At 32.0% G+C, this 20,422-nt stretch carries 23 protein-coding genes; all 23 read right to left on the bottom strand.

Annotated features, from left to right (window positions below):
* Nucleotides 1-10: 10 nt before the first annotated feature.
* Nucleotides 11-820: a flagellar type III secretion system pore protein FliP gene (fliP, locus tag C661_RS0112415; protein WP_017415646.1), complete on the bottom strand. Its 810-nt coding sequence runs from the start codon at nt 818-820 to the stop codon at nt 11-13.
* A 28-nt stretch (nt 821-848) separates the two neighbouring features.
* Nucleotides 849-1,238 (bottom strand): flagellar biosynthetic protein FliO, encoded by a 390-nt coding sequence (gene fliO, locus C661_RS21830; protein ID WP_017415645.1) that lies wholly within the window; start codon nt 1,236-1,238, stop codon nt 849-851.
* Between the two features lie 8 nt (nt 1,239-1,246).
* The gene (locus C661_RS0112405; protein ID WP_017415644.1) at nt 1,247-1,744 is read right to left on the bottom strand and encodes a flagellar basal body-associated FliL family protein; all 498 of its coding nucleotides are present in this window, start codon (nt 1,742-1,744) and stop codon (nt 1,247-1,249) included.
* A gap of 13 nt (nt 1,745-1,757) precedes the next feature.
* The gene (locus C661_RS0112400; protein ID WP_017415643.1) at nt 1,758-2,474 is read right to left on the bottom strand and encodes a flagellar motor protein MotB; all 717 of its coding nucleotides are present in this window, start codon (nt 2,472-2,474) and stop codon (nt 1,758-1,760) included.
* The gene (locus C661_RS0112395) at nt 2,467-3,276 is read right to left on the bottom strand and encodes a motility protein A (protein WP_017415642.1); all 810 of its coding nucleotides are present in this window, start codon (nt 3,274-3,276) and stop codon (nt 2,467-2,469) included. The genes C661_RS0112400 and C661_RS0112395 overlap by 8 nt, the downstream gene beginning before the upstream one ends.
* 11 nt (nt 3,277-3,287) lie before the next feature.
* Nucleotides 3,288-3,479 carry a flagellar FlbD family protein gene (locus C661_RS0112390; protein WP_017415641.1) on the bottom strand — a complete coding sequence of 64 codons (192 nt, stop codon included), beginning with the start codon at nt 3,477-3,479 and terminating at the stop codon, nt 3,288-3,290.
* A gap of 196 nt (nt 3,480-3,675) precedes the next feature.
* The gene (locus C661_RS0112385; protein ID WP_017415640.1) at nt 3,676-4,947 is read right to left on the bottom strand and encodes a flagellar hook protein FlgE; all 1,272 of its coding nucleotides are present in this window, start codon (nt 4,945-4,947) and stop codon (nt 3,676-3,678) included.
* A gap of 293 nt (nt 4,948-5,240) precedes the next feature.
* The gene (locus C661_RS0112380) at nt 5,241-5,864 is read right to left on the bottom strand and encodes a flagellar hook assembly protein FlgD (RefSeq protein WP_017415639.1); all 624 of its coding nucleotides are present in this window, start codon (nt 5,862-5,864) and stop codon (nt 5,241-5,243) included.
* Nucleotides 5,865-5,892: 28 nt separating this feature from the next.
* The gene (locus C661_RS0112375; RefSeq protein WP_017415638.1) at nt 5,893-7,434 is read right to left on the bottom strand and encodes a flagellar hook-length control protein FliK; all 1,542 of its coding nucleotides are present in this window, start codon (nt 7,432-7,434) and stop codon (nt 5,893-5,895) included.
* A gap of 4 nt (nt 7,435-7,438) precedes the next feature.
* The gene (gene fliJ, locus C661_RS0112370) at nt 7,439-7,873 is read right to left on the bottom strand and encodes a flagellar export protein FliJ (protein ID WP_017415637.1); all 435 of its coding nucleotides are present in this window, start codon (nt 7,871-7,873) and stop codon (nt 7,439-7,441) included.
* Nucleotides 7,874-7,893: 20 nt separating this feature from the next.
* Nucleotides 7,894-9,204 carry a flagellar protein export ATPase FliI gene (gene fliI, locus C661_RS0112365; RefSeq protein ID WP_017415636.1) on the bottom strand — a complete coding sequence of 437 codons (1,311 nt, stop codon included), beginning with the start codon at nt 9,202-9,204 and terminating at the stop codon, nt 7,894-7,896.
* Nucleotides 9,205-9,284: 80 nt separating this feature from the next.
* A complete protein-coding gene (locus tag C661_RS0112360; protein ID WP_017415635.1) occupies nt 9,285-10,058 on the bottom strand; it encodes a FliH/SctL family protein in 774 nt (257 codons plus the stop codon).
* Nucleotides 10,042-11,055 carry a flagellar motor switch protein FliG gene (fliG, locus tag C661_RS0112355; RefSeq protein WP_017415634.1) on the bottom strand — a complete coding sequence of 338 codons (1,014 nt, stop codon included), beginning with the start codon at nt 11,053-11,055 and terminating at the stop codon, nt 10,042-10,044. Before fliG ends, C661_RS0112360 begins: the two co-directional genes overlap by 17 nt.
* A 2-nt stretch (nt 11,056-11,057) precedes the next feature.
* Nucleotides 11,058-12,635, bottom strand: a complete 1,578-nt coding sequence (fliF, locus tag C661_RS0112350; protein WP_242825997.1) for a flagellar basal-body MS-ring/collar protein FliF — start codon at nt 12,633-12,635, stop codon at nt 11,058-11,060.
* A gap of 6 nt (nt 12,636-12,641) precedes the next feature.
* A complete protein-coding gene (gene fliE / locus C661_RS0112345; protein ID WP_017415632.1) occupies nt 12,642-12,950 on the bottom strand; it encodes a flagellar hook-basal body complex protein FliE in 309 nt (102 codons plus the stop codon).
* A gap of 10 nt (nt 12,951-12,960) precedes the next feature.
* Nucleotides 12,961-13,392 carry a flagellar basal body rod protein FlgC gene (gene flgC, locus C661_RS0112340; RefSeq protein ID WP_017415631.1) on the bottom strand — a complete coding sequence of 144 codons (432 nt, stop codon included), beginning with the start codon at nt 13,390-13,392 and terminating at the stop codon, nt 12,961-12,963.
* 2 nt (nt 13,393-13,394) lie between these two features.
* A complete protein-coding gene (gene flgB / locus C661_RS0112335; RefSeq protein WP_017415630.1) occupies nt 13,395-13,796 on the bottom strand; it encodes a flagellar basal body rod protein FlgB in 402 nt (133 codons plus the stop codon).
* A gap of 568 nt (nt 13,797-14,364) precedes the next feature.
* Nucleotides 14,365-15,198, bottom strand: a complete 834-nt coding sequence (locus C661_RS0112330; protein ID WP_017415629.1) for a flagellin N-terminal helical domain-containing protein — start codon at nt 15,196-15,198, stop codon at nt 14,365-14,367.
* Between the two features lie 599 nt (nt 15,199-15,797).
* Nucleotides 15,798-17,048, bottom strand: a complete 1,251-nt coding sequence (locus C661_RS0112325) for a flagellin N-terminal helical domain-containing protein (RefSeq protein WP_017415628.1) — start codon at nt 17,046-17,048, stop codon at nt 15,798-15,800.
* Nucleotides 17,049-17,178: 130 nt separating this feature from the next.
* Nucleotides 17,179-17,508 carry a hypothetical protein gene (locus C661_RS0112320; RefSeq protein WP_017415627.1) on the bottom strand — a complete coding sequence of 110 codons (330 nt, stop codon included), beginning with the start codon at nt 17,506-17,508 and terminating at the stop codon, nt 17,179-17,181.
* A 6-nt stretch (nt 17,509-17,514) separates the two neighbouring features.
* Nucleotides 17,515-19,596, bottom strand: coding sequence for a flagellar filament capping protein FliD (gene fliD / locus C661_RS0112315; RefSeq protein WP_017415626.1), 2,082 nt, complete (start codon nt 19,594-19,596; stop codon nt 17,515-17,517).
* 15 nt (nt 19,597-19,611) lie between these two features.
* Nucleotides 19,612-19,998, bottom strand: coding sequence for a flagellar export chaperone FliS (gene fliS, locus C661_RS0112310; RefSeq protein ID WP_017415625.1), 387 nt, complete (start codon nt 19,996-19,998; stop codon nt 19,612-19,614).
* 62 nt (nt 19,999-20,060) lie between these two features.
* Nucleotides 20,061-20,411, bottom strand: coding sequence for a flagellar protein FlaG (locus tag C661_RS0112305; RefSeq protein ID WP_017415624.1), 351 nt, complete (start codon nt 20,409-20,411; stop codon nt 20,061-20,063).
* Between the last annotated feature and the right edge of the window lie 11 nt (nt 20,412-20,422).

Genomic DNA, 20,422 nt, shown 5'->3' with positions numbered 1-20,422 from the left:
ACTCACCTCATCATTTAAAGCTTAAAATTAAAGATTGACTAATTAAATTCCATCCATCCACCAATATGAATAAAAGTAATTTAAAAGGTAATGAAATCATAGCTGGAGGTAACATAAACATACCCATAGACATCAACACACTAGAAGCTACAATATCAATTACTAAAAAGGGTATAAACAATAAAAATCCAATTTCAAAAGCAGTTCTTAATTCACTGATAACAAAAGCTGGTAGTATAGCATGAACTGGTACTTCATCATAATTAGGGTTCTGAATTCCACCTTCACCCTCTTCCATTTTTACCGAATCCTCTAAATTTCCTGCTTCTAAAAATAACTTCAAATCTTTAACTCTTGTTTGCTTTAACATAAAATCCTTTAAAGGCTTAACTCCCTTATCCATAGCTACTTCTGTTGTGATTTCCCCGTTTAAATAGGGTGTCACTGCTTCTGTATTAATAGTATTAAAGGTTGGTGCCATCACAAAGAAAGTTAGAAAGAGAGCTAGTCCCACTGTAACTTGCCTTGGAATAGATTGCTGAACCCCAATAGCATTTTTTAAAAAAGATAGAACCGTAACTATTCTTACGAAGCCAGTTGTCATAATTAATATTGAAGGTAATATTGTGAGAACAGTTAATATTAAAAGTAGCTTAATATTGTCAACATACTCAACTGGTGTAGACGGTTCATTGAAGGATATATCTACATTGGGAATTGGAATAGTATTATTAGTTGCATAAACTACCTGCTCTCTAAATAGAATTACTGCTATTAAAATTCCTAAAATTATAATGGGTTTAAAATTTATTTTTTTCATAAATCACTTTCCTTTAGTCCTTAGTAATTTAATCATCAGTAGACTTTTTAAAATTAAATTTGCTAATTATCTTTGATGGTTTTAAAAAGTCTACTTTAATTCCTTCTATGGTATTGTTAATTTGTTGCAAGTTTAAAGCATTAATTTCACTTACTTTTTCAAGTTCCGAAGTTTCTAGCTCTCTTAAAATTTCTGCTTTTCCTGAAGAACTACTCATTAAATAAGCCTTTTCACCAATTTTTACAATTACCAGTGAGTTATCCTTAGAAAGAGGTAGCCTCTCTAAGACCTTCATATATTTAGTATTAGTTCCTAAATTAAACTTGCTACCTACTTTTCCTAAGATTAAAATTAAGGCTATTATAAATGGAAAAAACACTAAAATTTTTAATAGGGTAATCCAAAATTGTCCATCCATATTTTCACCTATTGAATTAAAATTTCTGAGAAGTAAACATTTGATATCTTTCCCTTAGTAAGCAAATCATTTATCTTATCTGCTAGCTCCTTTTTAATTGCCTCTTCTCCTTGTGCTGAAAGCTCTGTAGTCTTTTTCGTTCTTAAGACGTTATTTACAGTATCTCTAATAATTGGTTTTTTCGTAGTAAGCTCTGCAGCTAACTCCTCATTGCTAATATATCCGATAAAAATCTTAGCCTTAAGATAACGTGACTTTCCTTCATCAGCAAGATTAACTAAAAACTCATCTAGCTCAAAGGTGACTATTTCTCCACCTTTTCCTTCTTGAACTACGCCAGTTCCTGCATTAGCAACTGGTGTAATATTTTTAGCTGCAAAGTAATACGCCCCAAAAGCAACTCCGCCAATTAACACAAGCCCAAGCACTACTCCAACTATTATTAAGATAACCTTAGAACCTTTTTTTTCTTTTTTTTCTTTTTTTGCTTTATTTTCCGCAGCCATATTAATACTCCTTTTACGACACTTTTTTACTTGATAAAATAATTATATTTACTCTTCTATTCATTGCCTTATGCTCTGCAGTATCATTAGGAGCAATCGGACTATACTCTCCATAAGCCTGAGCTGAAAATCTCTCAGGATTTTTTTGTCCTTTAGCAACTAAAAAATAATCTAATACGCTCATAGCTCTTGCAGAAGATAAGTGCCAGTTGCTTGGATATTGAGAGGTTTTTATTGGAACATTATCTGTATGCCCCTCTACAATAACATTGGTATTAACTTTATTAATTAGCTCATTGACTTTATCTAATACACCTAAGCTATCATTTCTTAAAACTGCTTTACCTGTATCAAAAAGTATAGCTTCTTTCAGCTCAATATTTATTCCTCTAGAGTTTTGATATATATTTACTTGCTCTTCCAGATTGTTTTCCTTTACAAAGTCTGTTATATCATCATAAAGTGTTTTATCTGGATCTAAATTAGGTACTTCTGCAGTAGGATCTGGAGTCCCTACCAACGGTGCATCTCCACTGGCAATATTAAATTCTAATATTGATGCATCAGCCTTTCCACTAAACATACTTTGAAAACCATTTGAAATTTGTCTAAACTTTTCTGCATCTACAGTAGAAAAGGAGTACAACAGTACGAAGAAGGTTAAAAGTAAAGTTACCGTATCCGCATAGGTGGCAAGCCACCCATCGGTTTTAATTTCTTTCTTAGCCATTCTCAGCCACTCCTTCACCACTAGCAGCTACAGTATAATATTTCTTTCTTTCATCTGGTGATAAATATGCTACTAACTTATCTTCGATAATTCTCGGATTAACGCCTGATTGAATAGCAAGCACACCTTCTATAATCATTTGTCTTGTGCCAATTTCTTGAGCACTTCTATAGTCAAGTTTTGCTGCAATTGGCATTGCAATCATATTCGCAACAACGGAACCGTAAAAAGTTGTAATAAGCGCTTTTCCCATTCCTTTTGCTAAGTTAGAAGCATCTGATAAGTCTGCAAGCATTTGTATAAGTCCAATAAGAGTTCCAAGCATCCCCATTGCAGGTGCATATGCCCCTAAAGTTTTAAAAACTGAAGATGCATCAGAATGACGCTTTTCCATCTCATCTATTTCAAGAGTCATAATTTCTCTTATTGCCTCTGGTTCAATACCATCAACTACCATACTCATAGCTTTCTTAATAAAATCATTTCCAATTTGAGATATGTCATCCTCTAGGGAAAGTAATCCTTCTCTTCTTGCTTTTCTAGATAAGGTTGTAAATAAAGTAATAGTTTCAAGCTTAGATAATTCCTGTTCCTTCATAACTTGTACAATTACTTTTCCAAGTCTCTTAAATTCACTCATAGGATAAGCCATAAGTAGTGTTCCTACCGCTCCCCCTACTGTGATATAAATAGATAGAGGATCCCAGAAAATAAGGTAACCAGCCTTACTATTCATTCCATATATCATAAGAACAACGGCTGCAATAAACCCTATAATGGTTAAAAATTCATTCTTTTTCACGTCACATCCTCCTAAATATTTAGGTTATAAATCCTATTTTTATACTTAATCACCCTTTTAATTATTTCTTCTACATCTTCTTTTACTAGATACTTTTTACCGTTAGTCAGAGTAATTACAGTTTCCGGTATGTGTTCTATTTTTTCAATCTGTTCACAATTTAGAATAAATGGTGTTCCAGTTAATGTACTAACTTCAATCATATTTTTCCTCCTAAAGAAATTGGGTAAAAGTATTTAACTTACAACTATATAATAACTATAACCTGTTATAATTCGCTTAATTTTTATTACTAGCATAAAATACTGAGAAGCTCTAGATTTATTCTTTTATTTATTTCTTAGTAAAGCTTTATTCTTTTACAAAGATTCATAATGCCTAGAGCTTACTCAAATGTCATTATCTCTTTAAATTAACCAACTCTTGAAGTATTTCATCACCAGTTGTTATAATTTTACTGTTTGCTTGGAAAGAACGGCTTGCTATTATCATGTCAGTAAACTGAACTGCTAAGTCTACGTTTGACATCTCAAGAGAACCTTGAATCATGTCCCCATATGCCTTTCCATTATCTTTTAATGGATCAACTCCCTTTCCAGATCTTAAAATAGCTTCCCCTGAGTTAGTTGAAGGTATGTACATATTTTGACCTATTTGTTCAAGTCCTATCTCATTATTAAACCCAGCCATTGCAACTTGACCAAGGATTGTAGTACTTCCATCAGAAAGCACCGCTTTAATTAATCCATCCTTTTCTATTGCGAAACTTTGAATCCTAAACTCTTCTCCACCCTTATTGATGGTTTCTGGAATTTTTAGTGCTGAAAGTTCATCATGAGTTGCAGATAAATTTGTAGAGTTTGCATCATAGAATTCGTCGTAAAGTCCTACAACCTTTTTCGCCGCCTCCACAGCATCTTTCTTTATTTTTAAGTCTGCATTGTTATCTGTATAGAACTTTGCAAGATTATCTTCTGCAGTTTTTATTGCTGCTTTAGCTGTAGTAATTTCTGCTTCTGTTGCCGCTGGAACCTTTTTCTGTAACGCATCCAAATTTTCTTTTGCTACCTTTACAGCATCTTTAAACCCTTGTTCTTTATCTGTTAAAACTTTCAACTCATCTTTTGCAGTGTTATAGATTGCCATTGCTGCATCTAAATCCTTAACAGCTGCATCAGGTTTTTCATTCAAGTCTGATATTTTGTATCCCATTATTCTGTATCCATTGGAAGTTAATAAATTTCCTTCTGGATCAAGCTTGAAGGCTCCATCTCTAGTAAAATAAGTTTCCATGGTATCAGATGTAATAGAAAACTTATCTGTATCCACCTTAATAGTTCCGTCTATTGGTCCCTTAGCAACAACAAAGTATCCTTTGCCATCAATTGCCACATCATAAGGTCTGCCAGTAGGCTGTAGACTTCCTTGGTTCATGTTCACGTTTATACCTTGAACTGATACTCCAAGACCTACTTGAGATGGGTTAGTTCCTCCTAAGTTTAAACTTGGAGCAGAACTTGCTCTTAAGCTTTGGTACATACTATCTTGAAAGGTTACAGATGAAGCCTTAAAAGCAGTAGTTCCTGAGTTTGCTATATTATTACCAATAACATCTAATTTTTTCTGGTTTGCATTTAGTCCTGAAATACCTGAGTACATTGAGTTTAACATGGTAAATTCCCCCATTTTCCTTTATATTAGATAGACTTTTTTTACACTGATTTTCTTGCTTTTTATTAATTAAAATTTATTTAAATTAATAAAATTAAATAACAACTTTACCTATGTATTAAAGAGTTTAATACTTTCATTGTATAGTCCTAGGGCAAAGTATACAACTGCTTAAATCATGTAAATAAAGTATGAGCATATCCATTATTACTTTATTTATCCATGAGTGGTTCTACAACTTAGTACTCTGCTCTTGGTTTAGTATATAGTATTGTAAATTTATAAAAATAAACTTATGTTTGCTTTATGCTTACAATATAGCTATAAGGGTAATCTTTAACTTGTCCATCAACATCAACCTTAACCATTATTCCCTCTTGCCCTTTATATACTTCCTTTACAATACCTTGTATTTTCTTTTCTTTATCTGGAATCTCCACGGTTTTACCAATTATTGACGACGCATTTATGAAATTTAGATTTTCCTGTATACCATCACTAATATCTAAAACGTCAGTAACTTGATCATAACTATAATCTTTTATATTTCCATTTCCATCTTCCACAGTAATGAAAATCTCATTTGATCTTTTAAATACTGCCCTAACCACTCCGGCCTCTTGAATCCCACTACTATTACGTACGTCTAGTGCAACAAATTTACCATTTAAATTTTGAGCTCCAGATAGTCTCATAGTGGTATTTAAGTTTGCCATCTGCTCTAAAGATGCAAATTGCGATAGCTGCGTTATGTATGCAGTAGTATCCTGAGGTTTTGTTGGATCTTGGTTTGACATTTCAGCAGCTAATATTTTCAGAAAAGAATTTTTGTTCATTTCCTCCCCTGGCTTAACTATAGGGGTTCCTCTATCAGTGGTCTTTTGCAAATTAGTAGCATTTTTCGTTGAAACTTCCATAAAATCCCTCCATCTAAAGCTAATAAGGTTAAATTAGTAAATTAACAGCATTATCTGTTTGTGTTTCTTTAATATAAATTTCATCTTCTACTGCTAAATTCAAATTTTCATCAGCTTTCTTATAAAACTGTCTAGACTGTTGATGTTGTTCTTGACTTAAGTTCCCACTAGCAAAATAAGTAGTATCTTCATTATATAGACCAATATCTACAGATTGAATTTTGCTATTGTTTAAATTTATTTTCTCATTTATATCTCTAAGTCCTAAATTTAACATTTCCACTGCATCTTTGTTTGTGGCTTTAATTACAGCCTTCAAGGCACCCTGCTCCATTGTTACAGAGATAAGTACTTCTCCAAGTTCCTTAGGATAAATTTTTACACTTAAATCCTTTATACCATTTAAATCCATGAATTTTACAGCTTTCACTATATCTTCGTTAAAGGTTCCCTTCGAAATATGTATAGGCATCTTATCATTAATTGGACTACTAAAATCAATCCTGTTGTCATTAATAACATTTATAAAATTAGTTACTCTGTTTAGTTTTGTATCTGATTTATCTCCTTCAACTAATTTTCTAAGAAGAGCTTCCTCTTTATTTGACGTGTCTTGCTTAACTAATCCATCTGTTAAGTTTTCATTATTCTTTTTTGCAGATACCCCATTTTCATCTACTTTTTCTACGTATATATTATTTAGTGAGTAATTTTTACTGTTATCAGGCTCCATAAAGATTCTGCTGTTATATATGCTAGAATCATCTTTTCTAGTTGTTTTTATCTTTGCTAAAATACTTTCTAGTAGCTCTTTGTGCACTGAATTTTCTTTTAACCCTTGGCTAGCATTATTATCAAGGTTATCACTTAAGTTTACTAAGCTAGCACTATCAAACTTTCTATTAGGTTTTACAAGATTATTTTCACTGAAAACTTGTGACAATCCATTCTCTACTTTTGTAAATATTTCACTAATTAAATTATCAGGAAAATTAGAGTTGCCAACTTTCTCAAGTAGGTTCAAAAGGACACTAAGCTTATTGTCGGCTTCACTGGCACTTTTATTGTTTTCTATGTTTAAAAGGTTTATTGCATTAGTTAGTTCATCTTTCAACTTAGAATCTTCAGCAGTATTAACTAACTTAAGAAGATCTGCACCAATAAGATTCATCAGTTGTTTAAAAGCTTCTTCTATTGCTTGGCTTTCTTTTGTGTTTTTTTCATCTATACCTATAGTAGCTTTGGTTGTGTCATCAAATTTTTCTGTAGTACTAGACTTATTCTCACGTGATAGTTCTTTCATCGGAGAGTCCTCATCCTTTTTCTGCACATTATCCATGTGTTCTGAGGTTGTTTTGTTTCTTTCAGTGAGTTTATCTCTAGATGAATCTTTATCACATCTTGATTTACTCTCTACTTCAAACTTGCTTGTCTTCTTAGTTGAAGTAGTATCCCTTAAGAATTGAGAAAACTTATTTTCCACTAAACTATCATTATCTCTTTTGTTATAACTTTTATTTTTAAGAGCTATAGAATTATCTCGGCCAAATTCCAAATTAGAAATTTCCACTAAATCACCTCCTATTTTGTCTCACAAAACCATATAAAGCAAACTCATCATTTTGCAATTGCTCTATTCTATCTAGCTCTTCTAGAAAATCTTTTTTCTGCTTTTCCTTCAAAATTTCAACTGTTTTTCTTTGAACTTGTGCCGTTACTAAGTCTTGTCTTTTTTTCTCAAGTTCTTGAGTTCTTTCTTCAAGAGTCACTGTAGTAGCATCAATAGTACTGCACAGAAAATTCAAATAGTTTTGCTGTATTTTTCTTTCATAGGTTGAAGAACATATATCAATAGAACAATATTTTAAATAATTATCCTCTAACTTATCTAAAGTTTGCTGCACTTTTTGCTTTTCCCTATTTGCTTCCATAAAAAGCACTTTCTTTTCCTCTTCTTTGTTTTCCCTAATTTCTAAAAGTTTTTGAAGTTTGAATTTATACCCTTGCATGAATATTGCTCCTTAAAGATTTACTTTGAAAACATTGTCAAAAGTGTTGCTACACTTTCCTCAAAATTTGTTCGTTCATCAATTTGTTGTTTTAGATACTCATTTATTTTATCTATATAAGAAATTGCCATATCAACTCTTTTATTTGATCCCTTTACATAAGCACCAAGATTTATTAAGTCTTCTGAGTCTTTATAAGCTGCTAGCAAATCTCTAGCAAGGGAAGCTGCATTCTTATGGTCATCACTCGCAATTTGTGGCATAAGTCTTGAAATACTTTTTAAAATATCAATAGCTGGATAATGGTTCTTTGCAGCTAAGTCACGGGATAATACAATATGACCATCTAGAATACCTCTAACAGCATCGGCTATTGGTTCATTAAAATCGTCCCCATCTACTAGTACTGTATAAAAAGCAGTTATTGATCCTTTCTCTGACATACCACTTCTCTCTAAAAGCTTAGGAAGCATTGCAAAAACTGAAGGAGTATATCCTTTTGTTGCCGGTGGTTCCCCAATAGCTAGTCCAACTTCCCTTTGTGCCATGGCAAAACGAGTTACTGAATCCATCATTAGAATAACCTTTAAGCCCTTATCACGAAAATATTCAGCAATAGCTGTAGCCGTAAATGCACCTTTTAATCTTACAAGAGCTGGCTGATCAGAGGTTGCGCAAACTACCACAGATCTTTTTAACCCCTCTTCTCCTAAATCATTTTCAATGAACTCTAGAACTTCTCTTCCTCTTTCACCAATAAGTGCTATAACATTAATATCAGCTTTAGCTTCTCTTGCAATCATTCCTAAAGTAGTACTTTTACCTACTCCAGAACCTGCGAAAATCCCTATTCTTTGTCCTTCACCGCAAGTTAAAAAAGAATCTATTGCTCTTACACCAGTAGATAGTACCTCCTTAATCCTTCTTCTCTTAAGAGGATCTGGTGGCATAGCTTCTAGCGGGTAAGCCGAATACCTAGTAATTTCCTGTTCTTTTAAGGGGTTTCCTGCCCCATCTAGTATTTTTCCTAGAAGATCATCTGAGCATTTAACAGTAAGCTGCTTACCACTTGGAACAACACGGCATCCTGGGGAAATTCCAACTAAATTTCCAAGAGGCATCAAAATAATATTACTTGATTTAAATCCCACAACTTCTGAAATTATCTCCTGGTTACTTTCATTGTATATAGTACAAACTTCTCCAACAAAGGCTTTAATCCCTTCAACTTCAATAGTAAGTCCAATAACATTAGTAACCTTACCTTCTTTGTATTTAAAATTAGTATTTTTTATATCACGAGTTAATTTTTCAAAGTTTAAAGCTATCACATTATTTCACCTGTTCCTCAATGGCCTTAAAAATTCAATATAGTTTCCTAATTATAAAAAAACCTTTAACTTATAATTATTTAACTCTCCATTAAAATTTCTTTAACTTTTTCTAGGCTAAAATCAATACTTAATGTAGTGTTTCCACTATCCTTTTCTATAATAATTGTTCCATCATGAAGAAGGTTATCCTCAATTATAAAAATATCCCCTCTAAAAGCAAGTTTATTTTTAAAGTTTAAAAGTTCCCCCTGTACTGCAGGATAATGATTAGAATTACATTTAATAATAAAAGCCTTTTCCTGTTTTTCTTCTTCTAAAGTATCAAAAATTAGAGCATTTAATCCGTCAGGATCTTTAACTTCTCTTTTTAAAATAGCCTCTGTAGTAGTAATTATCAAATTTCTAAATCTTTCTTCTTTATCCTTTAAAAACTTGTTATACTCTTCCTTAGCTTGAAATAGCATGAAATTTGCATTCTGAACTATTTCCTCTCCTTGACTTTTGCCTTCATTAAAACCTTGCTCATAACCTTCGCTATAGCCTATTTTTTCACCTTCTCCATAGCCAAGATTAAATCCTTGTTCTTTAGCATCACTTTCAATAGCTTTGGCAGTTTCATAGGCTTTATATAAGATACTTTTACTTTCTCTCTGAGCGTTTTCAATAATCCCTGCTGCTATCTTCTCAATGGACTCAAACTCTGAACTAACAGAATTGCTATTATCAAGTGTTTTGTTTGTTCCTAATTCCCTTGATATTATTTCCTTTGGTGAAATGTACTCTGCCTTTATTTCAGCATTCCCTTCATTAATAGCATTATTTCTCTTTATTACCTTACAGGACGATTGCATCTTGTCCACCTCTTGAAACTGTAATTTCTCCTGCTTCTTCTAGTCTTCTAATTAACCCAACAATTTTTTGTTGAGCTTTTTCAACATCCACAAGTCTTACAGGTCCTAAGAATTCCATATCTTCCTTCAGTGTTGCTGCTGCCCTCTTTGATTGGTTTTTCATAATAACTTCCATAACTTGTTCTGAAGAACCCTTAAGCGCTAAGCACAATTCTTTTGTATCCACTTCCCGTAGAATTCTTTGAATTGCCACATCATCAAGAGTAACAATATCTTCAAATACAAACATTGATTGTTTAACCTTTTCAGCAAGTTCTGAATCTTCACGTTCTAAGCCTTCAGTAATGTTCTTTTCAGTTCCTCTATCCACTTGGTTTAAGATATTAACAAGGGATTGAAGTCCTCCCACCACATTGTTTTCAGTGCTAATTACATTAGATAACTTGCTATTAAGCACAGATTCAATTTCTTTAACTAGTACAGGGTATACATTACTCATAGTAGCTATCCTATAAGCAACATCACTTTGTAAATCTGGAGGTAAAGAGGATAATATTTGTCCTGCTTTATCTTGCTGTAGATGACAAAGTATTAGAGCAATTGTTTGAGGATGTTCATTCATAATTACGTTCATAAGCTGAGTTGCATCGGCTTTTCTTGCAATAGAAAAGGGCCTGTACTGTTGAGAATACTCACTTACCCTATCAAGTATTTCACTTGCTCTTTGAGTTCCCAAGGCCTTTGATAAAAGGCTTCTAGCATATTCTAGTCCACCTTCTATGATATAATCCTTAGCTTTGTTCATCTCCATGAATTCATCTAATATTTTTTGTCTCTCTTCAGATTTTACTGTATTCATATTTGCTATTTCATAAGTAATTTTTTGAATTTCTTTTTCTGGTAGACGTTTTATAATCCCAGAGGCAGCTTCAGGACCTAAGGTGATAAACAATATGGCTGCCTTTTGTACTCCAGTTAATTTTTCTGTCTTAGACATTCCTATCCCCTCTCATCATCTGCAAGCCATGATTTGATAATATCCGCTACCTGTTCTGGCTTATGCTCTGCATATTTCTTAACCTCTTTTACTATATGCTCTTTTTGAGATTCTGTTTCTAAATTTAATGGTTCAAATAGTTCCTGTGGTTTTGGTGTAATAGTTTCTCCAATTACCATATCAATACCCTCAAAATCAGATATTTCTTCTTCTAGATTTTCTTTAGCTTTCTTTCTTCTAGCTGATGATAAAATTATAATTAAAATAATAAGTGCAGCTCCACCACCAACTCCTAAAGCTATTAATTTATTTTTTCTAGCCTTGGCTTCTTCTGCTTTCATATCCTCTAAATTCTTTTGTGCTAAATCCTTAGCATCTGAGTTAAAGGCTAAACTTTCTACAGAAATAGTATCCCCTCTATTACCATCAAAACCTATGGCCTCACTAACTAGGTTAGTTATAGACATACGAGTTTGTGCATCTATTTGTCCATTAACAACAACGGATGCTGTAACTCTTTCAACTGCACCTGGTGCTGATACTACTGTTTCCGACTTCTTTGTTGGTTCATAATTTTTAGTTGTTTCTTTACTAGTGTTTTTTTCATTATTTGTTGTAGCATTTTGATTGTTAGTTAGATTATTATCAACTGGTCCTCCTGAAGTATTCCCACCCGTAGTAGTTTCATTTGTAACTTCATGTTCACTAACAATAGCTCCTTGTTCAAAAACAGTGTTGTCTTGTTTTTTCGCATCAAAATTTACCTTAGCATTTACTGAAACTCTAATTCCATCCTTATAAATTGGCTCCAATACATTCATAATCTTCTTTTGATACTCTTCTTCGATTAGGTTTTTGGTAGCTAACTGTTTATCTGAAGACACTGTATAATCATCTTTATCTTTATCAAATATACCTTCTGTTAACAGCTTAAAATCATCTGATACTATTGTTACATTTTCCTTTGGTAAGTTTTCTACGCTGCCTGATACTAAGGATACAATAGCCTTAACCTGATCTTCACCTAACTTTTCACCTTTTATAAGTTTTAAAGTAACAGATGCAGTTGCTGGTGATGGCTTTGTAACAAAGGCTGAATTATCTGGAAGCACAAGATTAACCTTAGCCCATTCAATAGCTCCAAAGGACTTAATAGTTCTCTCTAACTCACCTGAAAGAGCCCTTTGATACATAATTTTAGCCTCTGAATCTGTAGGTGCAACCTTTCCATTATCAAAAAGCTCAAAACCATGACTTCCCTCTGTTAATGGCACTTCTGATAAAAGCTCCATTCTTAGTTTATCCACTTGATTTTTTTCAACTAGAATAGAGTCCCCCTGTACTTTATAGCTTACTTTCTTACTATCTAGCCCCGCAATAATAGCTCCTGAATCTTGGGAGCTCATATTAGAAAATAAAACTACATATTTAGGTTTAAGATTAACATAGATTAAAGTTCCCAAAGTTAAAAATGCTACAGTAGCAATGATAGAATAAGCTATCTTTTTGGATTTGCTCAGTTCTTTCCACTTAGTAACAATACCTTTTATCATGTCTGATAGCTTGTTCAAATATTCCACCTCCTACTACACTTGCATTCTATTGAATTCCTCATAGACATTAATTAGCTTATTTCTAATTTGTATGGCAAGCTCTAAGGATAATTTTGCTTCTTCACCAGCTACCATTACTTCATGAACATCTTTTTCACCTTTAATATATCCTTCAATGGTATTGTCTGATACTATCTGCTTATCATTAACCTTTTGAAGTTCACTTTTTAAAACTTGTCCAAAAGAAGTACCTTCTTCTTTTTCAGTTTTAGCTTCCCCATTAGAGACTAATAAATCTTGTTGAAAAACCCTCATATTTGGGATATATTTATTAACTATCATAAATTAACTCCTATCTACCTATTTCTAGTGTTTTCATAAACATACTCTTTTGTGCATTCATAGTATTAACATTTGCCTCATAAGCTCTTGTTGCAGCAATCAAATCTACCATCTCATTTAATACATTCACATTAGGCATAGTGACATAGCCTTGTTCATCTGCATCAGGATGGCTTGGGTCATATACCTTTTTTAAAGGTGATTTATCATCTTCAACACCAACAGCTTTTACCCCTAAATTCTTTTGCTCTACCTTACCGCTAGTCTTGTTGAACTGAGATTGCATATTTTCCTGAAAAGTTGCAATCTTTCTAACATAAGGCTTGCCATCTTCGCCTCTCGTTGTAGAGGCATTTGCAATGTTGGCAGCGATGGTATCTAATCTAAGTCTTTCAGCAGAAAGTCCACTAGCACTAATTCTAAGCCCTCTAAAAGCTTCCATTATTAACGCCCTCCTCCTTGAATTACGCTTCTAGTTGTAGTTATCTTTCCGTTGATAAGTCTAACAAGTGATTCATACATCATAGTATTAGCAGCTTGATTAGTCATTTCACTTTCAATATCTACATTGTTTCCATCTTCTCTCATCGAGGCGCTATTATCTCTTTTTACAGAAAGGTCCTCTGAAGAATTCGAAATATGTCTTGTGTTTGTTGTTTTAATGGTTGTCTCCTGCATATTGTTTTTCAACACCTCATCAAAAGGCACATAATACCTCTTATAGCCTTTTGTGTTTACATTAGCCATATTATTTGCTATAACTTTATTACTGGCAACAGTGACATTCATAGACTTTTTAATTAAATTATATGTAGCTTTACTAGTGGAGTTCACATCATTATTCATTAAATCACCTCGCTTATATATAATTAGACAAATTTTCCTTTTTTCCTTCTTTTTTTTAATAAAAATTAACATTTTTTTTAAAATTAAAAATACATAATTCTAATTCAATTTTAATACAACTCAATTACTAATTCAAACACATATTTTATGTACATTTATCCAATAATGTTAAATACTCAATAGGTATACTACATTTTATGTTTCAATATTGGCAATTGTTGCTAAATTATATTTACATTTTTATTTCGGACTTTTATACTGTACTGATTATAACCATAAAATGCTATGATTTCGTAGTTATATAAATTTCTATGTATTATTTTTCGTAAATTGTTCATTACGTTGTATATAAATTTTGTTTCACCAAATCAAAGTAAAAATTAATATAAAATTTAACGCATATTTGAAGCATAGAAAAAAATATATTTTTAATTGAAAGTTAAAAAGAATTAAAGTTTTCACATTATTATATTTTCACATAAAAAAAAGACAACTACAAGATTTTTCTCTCAAAAAGTTGTCTTTTTCATCTTAATTTTTGAAATTGTGTAATATTTCGATAAAATTTTTATCTAGATTTAATATTTTCTAAGATTCTTAAAACATCTTGTGGGAATTTATTGGTTTGTGCCATCATTGCAATTCCAGAATCAACCAACAATGATGCTCTTGTATATTCCATCATTTCATAAGCTATATCTGCACCAGTAAGCTCTGCTTCTGCCCCCTCAATTCTGATGGACATAGCATTGGTATTATTATAAGTAGTTTCTAACCTATTTGAAATTGCACCGTATTTCCCTCTATATTCCCCTATTTTATTAATTGCATCATCTAATTTAATTAAAGACCCACCAAAATCTGTAGCAGTAACATCCTGGATTTTTAATCCATCAGTACTTAAATCAAAAAAAGGCACCTCAAGTTTTTCATCTGCCATGGCTCCAATCTGAACTATTGGATTTAATGCCTTTGGATTCTCTGACGTTGGTTTATTTAATAGTTTAACTCCATTTACTTCAGTACTTTCTGCAACAGTATTTATATGTTCTAGCATTTGATTTACTTCGTCCTGAATGATTTGTTTATCCTCAGGAGTTGTAACTCCACTTGCTTTAACCATGAGTTCTCTAACTCGCTGTAATGATTCCCCAATGTTTCCCATAGCTCCATCTGCAGTCTGAAGTATGCTAATTCCATCCTGCATATTTCTTGTTGCCATCTGAAGACCTCTAATTTGAAGCTTAAGCTTTTGACTTTCTGCCATGGCATTAGGATCATCCTTAGAGGTTTTAACTCTTAATCCCGAGGATACTCTTCCATGAGCAATGGACTGAGCAGATAAATTATCCTTGTATCTTCTATATAAATTCATAGATGCTAGATTATGATATATTCTCATTTAATTCACCCCAATAAATTCTAATAGTCTATATATTATATTCGTATCAAAACGAATATCCTTTATAATGCTTTTAAAATTTCATTTGTATTGTTAATATACTATACTTTTCTCATTTATAAGTTAACTCCATACTCCATGGTATTTAATACCTGCGAAAGGTTACACTTGCTAATATGTTAGCAGCTACAAATCAACAGATTATTACTCTTGGTATATTACAGGATTATTTCTGTGATAAAATTCATGCTATTACAAATAATAATATTGAAATAATACTTTAGGAGCATATTTAAATTATGAAAGATGTAATTATTATTGATATTTGTGAAAATATAATAGTCGATGGTATTTTAGATGATACTAATTTAGCTTTATTGCATATATAACGCCTAAATTTATATACTTTAATTGTTTAAAATAACTCACTTTACTCATTTGCTTCAAACCATGCCTTAAAATCTATTAATGAGCTAAGGCTTTATCTAATTAAGTTTAAATATATTACACTTATACATTTTTCCACTACTTTTGCAAATCGTAAAAAGAGCCAGAGATTACACTCTGGCTCTTTTAAATTACTTTTGCAAGTTTATCAATTATCTTAGTAATTGAAGAACTCCTTGAGGTTGTTGGTTAGCTTGAGCAAGCATTGCTTGTGCAGCTTGGCTAAGAATGTTATTCTTTTGGAATGCCATCATTTCTTTAGCCATATCAACGTCTCTAATTCTGCTTTCAGCAGCTGTTAAGTTTTCACTTGTTGTTCCTAAGTTGTTAATTGTATGCTCTAATCTGTTTTGAGTTGCTCCAAGTTTTGCTCTTTGAGTAGAAACAGTGTTTATAGCATCTTTAACTTTATCAATAGAAGTTGTTGCAGCACTTTGGCTTGAAACATTAAGGCCGCCTACTTTTAATGCTGCTGAACTCATGCTTGATATATCAACAGATACTTTTTGCGCTGCATCAGTTGAGTCACCAACTTGAAGTTGTAATGCTCCACCACCTGCTCCAGCACCTGCTGCAAATGCAACTGGTGCACCAGTTGGGAATGCAGTTAATAAATCAGTAACTAAATTAGCTGATGTTGCACTAGAATTGTCAGAAGATGTAAACTCTATTTTACCTAAACCAACAGATGTTAGGTCTAAAACCCCTTGTGTACCTGCAGCACTAGTTGGACTCCATGCTCCACCAGTTGTTTTATTTGTAAGAAGATCATCTAAATCAAGAACAGTAGTAGTTGCATTTCCAAGGGAATCTGTAACTGTAAAATTTATTTTAGTAGCATCTGCGCCCGCTACTGCACCAACCTTTGAACCATCAGCAACTTCTACGCCTGTAACAGCAGTTGTAAATACTGCCGCAGTAGTTGATAAGTTTACTAGAGCTGCACCATTATAAGTAGCATTTGAAGTACTTCCTGCACCAATAGAACCATCTAAAAGTTTTTTACCATTAAAATTAGTTGTAGAAGCTATTCTATCTATTTCTTCATTTAATTTATTTACTTCTGTTTGTATAGCTGCTCTATCAACAACATCATCTAATGTACCGTTAGCAGATTGAGTAGAAAGTTCTTTCATTCTTTGAAGAATTGAATGAGTTTCATTTAAAGCACCTTCTGCAGTTTGGATTAAAGAAATACCATCTTGAGCATTTCTTGAAGCTTGGTCTAATCCTCTGATTTGACCTCTCATTTTTTCTGATATTGCAAGACCTGCAGCATCATCTCCAGCTCTGTTTATTCTTAAACCTGAGCTTAATTTTTCCATTGACTTTCCAGCGTTAACTGTGTTCATACCCATGTTTCTATGAGCATTCATAGCATTCATATTGTGATTGATTATCATAATAAATTCCTCCTTGAATTTTGTTTTAGGACATCCTTGTCCATTTTTTAAGGATTATTTATCCTTATACTATAATTATCGTACAAGCTTTAAAAACTTTATACTTTATTTAAAACTTTTTTTATATTTTTTAAATCTTTTTATTAAAGATATTTATGGTATTTATATTTTTCCCATAAATGTTGTTGGCATTTTTCTTTTCATGGAGACTTCTTAATTCTTCTTTGACTTTTGATTGTTCTTCTTTAATTGTAAGCTTTAATTTTTCATCTAAATTGCGTAAACCCATTGATAAATAAACGTCTTTTATATGGTCTTTATTTATCTTTTCATCTTCAAATAACTCTTTTATTATTTCTTCTCTTTTATTCATAAGATTATTTATATCAATGTCATTTTTCAAATTTGTTATTATTTCTTCTGTTATTTTTTTATAATTTTCTAATATACTCTCCACCATAATATTTTAACCCATTCCTAATTGTTGAGTTAAATAGCTTTGTTGTGAAGTGTACTTATTCATCATTGTTTCTAAGTACGAATATTTACTATATAAAGCTTGTTCTCTTCTTGAAAAATCTGTTTCCATTTCCTTCATCTTTTGCTCATATTTTTCTATGGATTTACTTATTTCATTATTGAAAACCGTAGAAGAACCTTCAATACCTGCTTTTTTGAGTATAGAAGAAGCCACTGTCACTGTTTCATTATATAAAATATCTTTTAATCTTTGTGCTATGCCAGTTTGAGAATATTTTTTTTCATTTGAAAGAATAGGATCAGTAGGTTTTGCTTTTATGAATAAATTCATTACTTCTTCTGAATTTTCTTCTAAAGCTTTTGTTAAGGTATTTTCATCGATTGTAAAAGTTCCATTTTTAGTTCCTTGATAATCTGCTACAGGCTTTATACCTATTTTTTCTAAATTTAATCCTGAACCATCAACTAGATTTCTCATAGCTTCTTTCATGCTATTTGCTATTCTAGTTACATCATTATCCCTACTTAGTTGTCCTTTTTGTACTTTTTCATTCCATAACTTTATTTCATCCTCAGACATTTCCTTTTTTTGGTCTTGAGTTAAAGGCACAAAGCTTTTATTTCTTTTTTCTGAAGTTAAGGTATTTAACTTTTCAATCAATTTATTGTAATCATTAATAAATTTAACTAATTTATCTTTAGTTTCTGTAACATCTTGTTTACCATTTATAGTTATAGAAGTTCCATCAGGTATATCCCCATTAAACTTAAAGGTTACCCCATCTACAGTAATGGAATTTGATAATCCAGTATGAGTATAAATTCCACCATTGCTGTTTTTAATTATCATTTCAGCATCTTGACCATTTGAAACAACCTTAATAGGCTCAACATAATCAGGATCCCCTGGATTACCTACTGGATCTTTACCCACCTTAACATCAATCTTTTGACTTGCTCCAGCCATATTAGCTGTTAATACTATTTTACCTGTGCCTAATTCCCCAGTAGCTGTAATAGGAGTTCCCCCAGCTTTTAATACTTCATTTATATGGTCAGAAATTTCTTTTTCAGTTGTTTTCCCTGTTAAATCTACCAAATTTCCATTTATAGTAATTGTTTTCCCTGATATATTACTTAAATCAATAGTATTATTTGTGAATGTGGCATTTTCTCCTTCAGTAAATACACCATTAACACCATTTATTGATATTTTAGGATCTGCTACACCTTTACCTAAATCTGTAGTTTTAAATATAATTTCATTACTTCCATTAATTTCAGCTGTTAATTTAAAACTTTTTAATTTATCTTGAAGGAGTTTTTCTATATCTGAATTCGTTAATCCATCTGTTATTATCTGAATTTCTGTACTAGTACCTATTTTTATCTTTCCACCTGCTGCTTTAAAATTATCAACTGTGAAACTTGGATTAGTTATAGTTGATGCAGTTGCATCAGTACCTTGTAAAACGATTCCTATGTTATCGCTAAATCCACCGCCAATAGTAAACTTATTGTCTACACCCAAAACAGTAGATTCTAAAATAAATCCACTTTTGTTCTCTCCAACAGTTGCTGCAAAATCAGTATATTTTACACTTACATTAATTCCCTTTGCCTTAAGTTCATTATTTAAATTAGTAGCTCTCTCTTTTGCACTTTCACCTTTTAATGTGAAAGTCTCACCATTAATCACTAATTTATCATCTTTATTTATCCCTTCAGTAATTGCTATTTGATTAGCCTTTGCACTCTGACCTGTTACGGTATAGGTATCTACCTTTGCTTCACTACCCCCAGTAACTGAAACTAAGTTTTCATTAGAAGATGTAAATTTAGTAGTTGTCCAATTTTTACTAAGAATTAAGCTATCTTTATTAGTTACTTCAAAATACTTATTGTAAAGCTCTCTAGACTCCTTTATTACTTCTCTATACAGTTTTTGTTTTATCTCAAGAATTTCCTTATCTTGACCTTTTTTCTCTATTTTTATCCTATAAGGTTTCATGGACTCTTTAACCAACTGATCCATATCTAGTCCTGTTCCTAGCCCTGTTATCCTCATTTAAATCACCCCATTTTATTTATTTCTTTTTGAAATCTTGTAAGCCTCGTTCCAAGTATCTCTTACATCTTCAATTAAAGGCATTACTTCATCTATAGTATTAACATCTTTTTTAATATTAGCTTGAACTAATTTATCTATTATAAAAGTGTAAATCCCCATTAAGTTTTTTGCCCATTCTCCACCTTGATTTACATCAAGGCTAGTCATTAACTCATAATAAATGTTTTGAGTTTTAACGATATTTTCATGAGCCTTCATAATATCTTTATCTAAAATAGCTTGTCTTGCTATTTTAGCAAATTTTACAGAGCCATCTAAAAGCATAAGTAAAAGTTGCTCTTTTGAAGCAAAATTTATGCTATTGTTTTTGTACACATTATAAGCATTATTCCCGTACATAGATTTCCTCCCATTTCTTATACATAAAAGCCCTTACTGGTATTTTATTCACACCATAAAGCTTACGCTTTCTTGTCCATCAAAATCCCAACCATTTCACACATTTTAGCTACCATATCTATAATCTTCCTTGGAGGCAGCTCCTGTATTACTTCTTTCGTTTCATTGTTTATAATTTTTATCATCAGCTGATTAAATTTATCATGAACTTCGTATTCAACATGTACCTTCTCATCTTCAAGAAATTTGTTTAACTTTTCCACTGATTTTTCAACGTCTTTTTGTGTAATTTCAGGCTCAGTTGTATTTTCATTAACTGTAAACTTCTTTATGTCCTCTTTAACGCTATTTGTATTATTGATAGTAAAGTCTACAGTATTTATTCTTCCTTGGCTTATACCCAAGTTTTCCATAATTCACACCC

Source organism: Clostridium tunisiense TJ, from assembly GCF_000300195.1.
Lineage (GTDB): Bacteria > Bacillota > Clostridia > Clostridiales > Clostridiaceae > Clostridium_J > Clostridium_J tunisiense.
This window is presented reverse-complemented; position numbering and strand designations above follow the sequence as displayed.